8 protein-coding genes are annotated in these 7,702 nt (G+C 61.6%); 5 read left to right on the top strand and 3 right to left on the bottom strand.

The features are described from left to right. Both RTP97_RS10455 and RTP97_RS10450 read left to right on the top strand, forming a co-directional pair. Window positions 1–566, top strand: a 566-nt coding sequence (locus RTP97_RS10455) for an iron ABC transporter permease (protein WP_312413323.1), incomplete at its 5' end; no start/stop codon positions are given. Next, on the top strand, window positions 563–1,357 hold the full coding sequence (locus RTP97_RS10450; protein WP_312413320.1) for an ABC transporter ATP-binding protein: 795 nt from the start codon (window positions 563–565) through the stop codon (window positions 1,355–1,357). The genes RTP97_RS10455 and RTP97_RS10450, both read left to right, overlap by 4 nt. Here the strand turns inward: RTP97_RS10450 and RTP97_RS10445 are convergent. From RTP97_RS10445 to RTP97_RS10435, 3 genes are read right to left on the bottom strand one after another with little or no spacing between them, the layout of a single operon-like run. Then, window positions 1,354–2,220, bottom strand: a complete 867-nt coding sequence (locus tag RTP97_RS10445) for an ABC transporter permease (RefSeq protein WP_312229124.1) — start codon at window positions 2,218–2,220, stop codon at window positions 1,354–1,356. The two genes, RTP97_RS10450 and RTP97_RS10445, sit on opposite strands and share 4 nt — an antisense overlap. Beyond that, the gene (locus RTP97_RS10440; protein WP_312413318.1) at window positions 2,192–3,034 is read right to left on the bottom strand and encodes an ABC transporter ATP-binding protein; all 843 of its coding nucleotides are present in this window, start codon (window positions 3,032–3,034) and stop codon (window positions 2,192–2,194) included. The genes RTP97_RS10445 and RTP97_RS10440 overlap by 29 nt, the downstream gene beginning before the upstream one ends. A gap of 21 nt (window positions 3,035–3,055) precedes the next feature. After that, on the bottom strand, window positions 3,056–4,063 hold the full coding sequence (locus tag RTP97_RS10435) for an ABC transporter substrate-binding protein (RefSeq protein WP_312413316.1): 1,008 nt from the start codon (window positions 4,061–4,063) through the stop codon (window positions 3,056–3,058). A gap of 186 nt (window positions 4,064–4,249) precedes the next feature. On the opposite strand from RTP97_RS10435, the gene RTP97_RS10430 reads away from it, so the two are divergent. The 3 genes from RTP97_RS10430 to RTP97_RS10420 all read left to right on the top strand — a co-directional run bounded on the left by RTP97_RS10430 (window position 4,250) and on the right by RTP97_RS10420 (window position 7,694). Further along, a complete protein-coding gene (locus RTP97_RS10430; protein WP_312413315.1) occupies window positions 4,250–5,263 on the top strand; it encodes a malate/lactate/ureidoglycolate dehydrogenase in 1,014 nt (337 codons plus the stop codon). A 144-nt stretch (window positions 5,264–5,407) separates the two neighbouring features. Continuing rightward, the gene (locus RTP97_RS10425; protein ID WP_312413313.1) at window positions 5,408–6,376 is read left to right on the top strand and encodes a TauD/TfdA family dioxygenase; all 969 of its coding nucleotides are present in this window, start codon (window positions 5,408–5,410) and stop codon (window positions 6,374–6,376) included. Further along, the gene (locus tag RTP97_RS10420; RefSeq protein WP_312413311.1) at window positions 6,363–7,694 is read left to right on the top strand and encodes an extracellular solute-binding protein; all 1,332 of its coding nucleotides are present in this window, start codon (window positions 6,363–6,365) and stop codon (window positions 7,692–7,694) included. Before RTP97_RS10425 ends, RTP97_RS10420 begins: the two co-directional genes overlap by 14 nt. The last annotated feature ends 8 nt before the right edge of the window (window positions 7,695–7,702 follow it).

Below are 7,702 nucleotides of genomic sequence, written 5' to 3'. Positions count from 1 at the left end.
ACGCCGGGGTGGTGCTGTTCGGCATCGCGCTGGTCTTCACCTTTAATGCCCTGGTGTCGATGATGCAGTTTGTCGCCACCGAAGAGACGTTGCAGGGGCTGATCTTCTGGACGATGGGCAGCCTGTCGCGGGCCTCCTGGCCGACGCTGGCCATTCTGGGGCTGGCCTTTGCGCTGGTTTTGCCCCTGTCACTGCGCAGCAGCTGGCAGTTGACCGCCCTGCGCCTGGGCGAGGAGCGGGCAGCCAGCTTCGGCATCGACGTCCGCCGCCTGCGGCTGGCCTCGCTGCTGCGCATCAGCCTGCTGTCGGCGCTGTCGGTGGCCTTTGTCGGGCCGATCGGCTTTATCGGCCTGGTCGCGCCGCACATCGCCCGCATGCTGTTTGGCGAGGATCACCGCTTCTACCTGCCGGGCAGCGCCCTGCTGGGCGGGCTGATCCTCTCCCTGGCCTCCATCGCCTCGAAGAATATTTTCCCCGGCGTGGTGATCCCCCCTGGCATTGTCACCTCTCTGGTGGGGGTGCCCTTCTTTTTAAGCATTATTCTGCGCCACCGGGGGACGCTATGACCGATGGCCTGAAGATTGACCGCCTGAACGTGAGCTATGGCAAGCGGCAGGTGATTGCCGACCTCACCGCGCCGCTGCTGCCGCGCGGGCAGATGACCATCCTGACCGGACCGAACGGCTGCGGTAAATCGACCCTGCTGCGCGCCCTTGCCGGGCTGAATCGGGCTGGCGGCCAGGCGTACCTCGACGGCGAGCCGCTGCTGGCGCTGCCCTTTGCCCGTCGGGCGCAGAGGGTAGTGCTCTTGCCTCAGTCGCTGCCGCAGGGGGTGCATCTGCACGTGCTGGAGTCGGTGCTGGCTGCCCGGCGCGCCTCGGGCGGTGGGGAGGGGCAGGACGAAGAGGCCAGGGCGCTGGCGCTGTTGGCGGAGCTGGGCATTGCCCACCTGGCGCTGAGCTATCTGGACCAGCTCTCCGGCGGCCAGCGGCAGCTGGTGGGCCTCGCTCAGTCGCTGATCCGCCAGCCGTCGCTGCTGCTGCTCGACGAGCCGCTGAGCGCGCTGGATCTCAACCATCAGTTTCAGGTCATGGAGGTGGTTGCCCGGGAGACGCGGCGGCGCAATATGGTGACGGTGATTGTGGTGCACGATCTCAACATTGCGCTGCGCCACGGTGAGCAGGTGCTGATGCTAAAGGCGGGTGAGCTGGTGGCCAGCGGCGCGCCGGAGAGGGCGATTACCCCGGCTAACCTGGCAACGGTCTACGGCGTGCGCGCTCGGGTGGAGCGCTGCACGCAGGGCAGACCGCAGCTGATTGTTGATGGATTGATAGCTGATGGAGTAATCGCAGACTAGCGCTGCATTCCCCAGCGCTTAACGGTGACCTTCTCCAGGGTGGCGAAGACTACCCCCTCTACCAGCAGACCGATGGCGATCACCGTCAGCAGCCCGGCAAAGACCCGATCGGTAAACAGTTCGTTGCGGTTCTGGAAGATATACCAGCCCAGCCCGCCCTCGCCGCTGGAGGCACCAAACACCAGCTCGGCGGCGATCAGGGTGCGCCAGGCGAAGGCCCAGCCGATCTTCAGACCGGAGAGGATGGCAGGCAGCGAGGCCGGGATCAGGATGGTGGCGACGTAGCGCGGCCCGCTAAGGCCGTAGTTGCGTCCCGCCATGCGCAGGGTCTCCGGCACGCTGCTGAACCCCGACCAGGTGTTGAGGGCGATGGGCCAGGTAACCGAGTGCACGATAACGAAGATCAGGCTGGCGTTGCCCAGCCCGAACCAGAGCAGCGCCAGCGGCAGCAGGGCGATAGCCGGGAGCGGGTTAAGCATAGAGGTCAGGGTGCTGAGCAGGTCCCGGCCAAACTGGGTAGTGACCGCCAGGGCACTGGCTACCAGCGCCAGCACGCTGCCGATCAGGTAGCCCTTCAGCAGGATGCTGAGCGAGTTGGCAATCTTTCCCGGCAGCTCGCCGTTGTGCATATCCTCGCTAAAGACGCGCAGGGTTTGCAGCACGCCGGGCAGCATCAGATCGTTTTGCTGAATGCGGGCGGCAATCTCCCACAGCGCCAGCACCAGCAGCACGATCAGAGATTTGCGCAGCCAGGCCTGGTTCCACAGGCGCTGGCCAACAGGGAGCGGCGTCTCTACCGGCAGATTGCGCAGCGGCGGCAGCTCGCGCTCAAATTCAGGACGGATGTACGGTGGCTGCGACATAGGCAGGCTCCTTGCCGGTTGAGTGAGCGGGGACATTCCCGTTAGCCGGGAAGAGCAGATCGTGAATATGGCTGGCGGCGTGCTGGAACGCCTCGCTGCCAAAGTCGTTCAGGGAAAACTGGTGGCAGTTCAGCTCGGCCCGCACGCGACCAGGATGCGGGGAGAGCACCAGGATCCGGCTGCCCACCACCAGCGCCTCCTCAATGGAGTGGGTGACAAACAGCAGGGTAAAGCGCTCCTCCTCCCACAGGGCCAGCAGCTCCTCCTGCATCGTGCGGCGGGTGAGGGCATCCAGCGCGGCGAACGGCTCATCCATCAGCAGGATACGCGGCTTCATCGCCAGCGCCCGGGCAATCGCTACCCGCTGCTTCATCCCCCCGGAGAGCATATGTGGCATCACGTCGGCAAACTCCGCCAGCCCCACCTTGTTGAGGAAATGCAGCGCCCGATCTTTGGCCTCGGCGCGGCTGGCCTTGCGGCTCGCCAGCAGAGGGAACATCACGTTCTCCAGCACCGTTTTCCACGGCGGCAGCTGATCGAACTCCTGGAACACCATCATCCGCTCCGGCCCTGGCCCCTTAATTACCGATCCCGCCAGCGAAATCTCTCCACTGCGGGGGGAGAGAAAGCCGCCGGCAGCCTTCAGCAGGCTCGATTTGCCGCAGCCCGACGGCCCCAGCAGAATAAAGCGGTCCCCCGGCCAGACATCAAAGCTGACGTCGTGGGTGGCACGCACCTGCCGCTCGCGGGTCCGGTATTCAATATCGACGTTGCTGACCTGCAATAGTGGTCCATCGCTGTGCTGAGTTGCCATCTGGGCCTCCTGTGTTGCGGCTTAGCTGCCTCGGTTTTCCCACGCTTCGTTAAAAAAGTAATCCTGCCACGAGCTGGCCTTGTTCTTCAGGACGCCAAGCTCAAAGAGCTTCTCGGCGTAGACGCCGGTGCGCTCGGGGGAGACGGTAAAGCTGATTTCCGGATCGTTGACGATCTTCTGCACCAGCGGCAGCGGCAGGCGCGACTTCTCTACGCGAATGTAGGTCTCGGCCGCGGCGTTTTTATCGGCGTTGATAATGTTTGCCGCCTCGCTCAGCGCCCGGTAGAACGCTTTATAGGTTTTTGGGTTCTCATCGTGGAACTTCTGCGTGGTGTAGAGAACGTTAAATGTCGCCTGTCCGCCCAGCACATCGTAGGAGCTGAGAATTTTGTGCACGTTGCTGTGCTCCAGGGCCTGGTACTGGAACGGCGGGCTGGAGAAGTGGGTGGTGATCTCTGATCCACCGGCAATCAGGGCCGCGCTGGCGTCCGGATGCGGCAGGCTAACGCTGATTTTATCGAAGCGCTTGAAATCGTCGTTGCCATACAGTTTGGCGGTTTCGATCTGCAAAGTACGCGACTGGAAACCGACCCCAGCCGCCGGAACTGCAATGCGGTCTTTATCGGTCAGATCCTTAACGCTCTTCACCGCCGGATTGTTGCTGAGCAGGTAGTTGGGCATCGATCCCAGCGAGGCGATGGCCTTGACGTTCTGTCGGCCTTTGGTGCGATCCCAGAGGGTCAGCAGCGGCGGCAGGCCCGCCGAGGCGACGTCCAGCGCGCCTGAGAGCAACGCCTCGTTCATCCCGGTTGCGCCGGAGATGGTGCGCCACTCGACGTTAATATCCAGCCCCTCTTTTTTGCCCTCCTTTTCAATCAGCTGCTGGTCACGCACCACGTCCAGAATTAAATAGCCGATACCAAACTGCTGGGCAATGCTGATATTCCCCTCGGCAAACGCCGACTGGCTTATTCCACCCAGCGTTGAAAGCGCCAGCGTCCAGGCCACTAAGCTATTCCGTTTATTCATGCCAAACCCCAGAAAAAGTATTCATTAATAGTGAACAATCATGGTCAGAGGGGCGGCGCTAAAGGAAATGATTTAACCAGAAATAGATTCCCGGAAATGAGATAAGGCAGCGGAAACGATCCCGTTATAATCAAAACTCTTTTAAATATCCCCTGGCGTATCAGGGATAATATTGCGGGAACATCTATGCCTCTGTTTTCACATCAGCAGCTTCGCACGCTATTAAAGCAGCATCTTGTGTCGGTTAATACCGCGCCGGATATCGCGCAAAAGGTAGCGGATAATCTTGTTGAAGCCTCGTTAAAGGGGCATGACTCCCACGGCGTCACGCTGCTGCCGCGCTATATTCGCGCTATCGTCGCGGGGGATCTCAATCCCAACGCCCATTTAGCACCGGTCCGCGATGCCGGGCCGGTTATCTCCTTTGACGGCGGGCATGGCTTTGGTCAACTGCTGGGCGAGCAGGCAATGGCGGCGGGCATTGCCCGGGCGCGGGAGTTTGGCGTGGCGATGGTCGGCCTTTCGAACTCTCACCATCTGGGGCGCATTGGTGCCTGGGCAGAGCAGGTTGCCGACGCCGGGCTGGTCTCGATCCACTTTGCCAACGTGGCCGCCCTCTCGGCGGTGCTGCCGTTCGACGGCCTGCAGGCCAGACTGGGCACTAACCCCTTCTGTGTCGGCGTACCGTTGCAGGGCCGTCCGCCGGTGGTGCTCGACTTCGCTACCAGCGCCATTGCCGGGAACAAAGCCCGCGTGGCCTGGAACGAGGGTCGCCAAGTACCGGAGGGGTGTATCGTCGATGCCAACGGCCAGCCGACCACCGATCCGGCGGCGTTGATGACCGAACCGCGCGGCGCGCTGCTGCCCTTTGGCGGTCATAAGGGGGCCGGGCTGTCGCTGATATGCAGCCTGCTCGGCGCGGCGCTAACCGGCGGCGAGACCGAGAGCCATAACATCCCTCCCCGGGCGGGCATCATCAATAACATGCTGTCGATTCTTTTCGACCCCGAGCGGCTGGGCGCGGGAGAGAACTACAAGCAGGCGCTGCTGGCGCAGGTCGACTGGGTACGTACCGGGCAGGATGGCCGCGACGTGCAGATCCCGGGTGAGCCGGAGCTTCGCGCCTATGCCCGCCGGATAGAGGAGGGGATCTGGATCGATGAGGTAAGCTGGCAGGAGTTTGTGGCGCTAAGTCAATAATGCATAAGAGCGGAATTATCCGCTCTTGCGTTTTTTAACTTAGCTTATGCAAAGCGAATTACTATATTATGACCAAAAGATATTTTTGCCTGCATTAGTTTATTAATAAAGTTGTTTTCCCGACAATACTGAAGGAAAACAGCCATGACCTTAGACAGCCGCATTGCTAATCAAGATGTCGAGTTATTAGATATTCATCCCGTCGCCGGAAATATTGGTGCGGAGGTGCGTAATATTTCCCTCTCAGCTGAACTGGACGATGCCGTTTTTCGCCAGATAGAAAACGCGCTGGTGAAATATAAGGTGCTGTTCTTCCGTAAGCAGTCGCATTTAACCGATGAGAGTCACCAGGCATTCGGTGCCCGCTTTGGCAACATTGTGGCGCACCCGACCGTACCCGCCCCGCAGGGCACTCGCCTGTTTGAGCTGGATGCCTCCAAAGGCGGCGGCCGGGCTGACTCCTGGCATACGGACGTCACCTTCGTTGACGCCTTCCCGAAAATATCTATTCTGCGCGGTGTGACCATTCCCGAGTACGGCGGCGACACCGTCTGGGCCAATACCGCCCGCGCCTACGAGCAGCTGCCGGAGTCGCTGAAGCAGCTGGCAAATTCCCTGCGCGCCATCCATAGCAATAACTATGACTACGGCGCGGAGCGCATCGTCACCGAAGAGCATCGTCTCAATCACCACAACAACGTCTTTGTCTCTTCGGTGTGGGAGGCGGAGCATCCGCTGGTGCATGTCCACCCGGTAAGCGGCGAGCGTGCGCTGCTGCTTGGCCACTTCGTCAAAAAGCTGGTGGGGCTAAGCAGCCGCGAGTCGGCGCAGATTTTCGAGCTGCTGCAAAATCGCGTCATCCGCCTGGAGAATACCGTGCGCTGGCAGTGGCAGCAGGATGACGTCGTCATCTGGGACAACCGCAGCACCCAGCACTATGCCGTTAACGACTACGGTGACCAGTCTCGCGTGGTGCGCCGGGTCACGGTTGAGGGCGAACCGGCGGTGGGGATCGACGGCAGCCGCAGCCGCACCGTTACTCGCCCGCAGCCCGCAGGCAATGAACCCCTCTCTGCAAACCAGCATACGGATGTGAACTATGCAGCGTCGTGATCTGTTAAAAGCCATGGCGGCGTTCGGCGTCTACAGCATGATGCCCGCCATCGCCCGCGGCGCCAGCGTCGCACGTAAATATGAGGGCGTGACCCTTAACGTCTCTACCTTCAGCACCGCGTGGCCGCAGCTGATCCGCAAGTGGCTGCCGGAGTTTGAAGCCTTGACCGGGGCGCGGGTGCAGCTGGATACCCCGGCGTTTCCGGTTTATAACCAGCGCGCCGACCTTGAGCTGTCAACCCGCGGCTCGGCCTATGACGTGGTGAACGTGACCTTTATCTACACCAGCCGCTGGATCAACGCTGGCTGGCTGACGCCGCTGGATGAGTTTATCGCCAACCCAAACCTGACCCCGCAAAATTGGGGGCTTCAGGACTTCCTGCCCGCCACGCTGGCGGCGGAGACCGGGCGCGACGGCAAGCTCTACGGGATCCCCTATGTGGTTGAAGCCATGCTGGCGGGAGCCTCGCGCTACGACCTGATCCAGCAGGCCGGGCTGGGGTTTCCTAAAACCACCGACGAGCTGGTGAAGGTATTGCAGGCGGTGAACAAAAAGGATCGCGTAGCGGGCTACGTCACCGACAACCACTACGGCTGGACCTTTATCCCCTATCTACAGGCCTTTGGCGGTAACGTTTTCCGTACCCCGCCGGACGATCTCTTCCCAACCCTCGATACGCCGGAAGCCGTCGAGGCGGCGGACTACTTTGCCCGCCTGATCCGCGACTTCGGCCCTAACGGTGGGATCACCTATACCGCCGACCAGTCTCTGCAGGCGTTAAAGCAGGGGCGGGTCAACGTCTCCGACGCCAGCCAGACCTACCTCGCCCAGTTGGGCAATGCCCAGACCTCACGCACCCTAAAAACGGCTCATTTTGGTTCGATGGTCAGCGGGCCGAAAGGGGCCTTCCCCGGCATGGCGACCCATGCGCTGGGTATTCCGGCCGGTTCGAAAAACAAAGAGGCGGCGTGGGCCTTTATCCAGTGGTCACTGTCGAAGCAGATGACCGCCCGGGCGCTGGAGGCAGGCTACGGTTCGCCTACCCGCCGCAGCGATATCGACTCACAGGCGTTCCGCAGCAGGCAGGTCATTAACGGCGTCGACCTGGCCCAGCTCTCCATCGACGCCATCGACCAGGCGGGCAAGGGGGGCTACATGAAGTATCGCACCGTGGAGTTCTATCCGCAGGTCGATCAGCAGCTCAATAAAGCTATCGCGCTGATCGCCTCGGGCCAGCTGTCAGCCAAAGAGGCGATGGCCCAGGCGCAGGCCGGGACGCTTGCCGACCTGAAACGCGCGGGCGCGAAACTCTCATGAGGACGGCG

This window comes from Pseudescherichia sp. (assembly GCF_031998825.1).
In the GTDB taxonomy this organism is placed as follows: Bacteria; Pseudomonadota; Gammaproteobacteria; order Enterobacterales; family Enterobacteriaceae; genus Pseudescherichia.
This window is presented reverse-complemented; position numbering and strand designations above follow the sequence as displayed.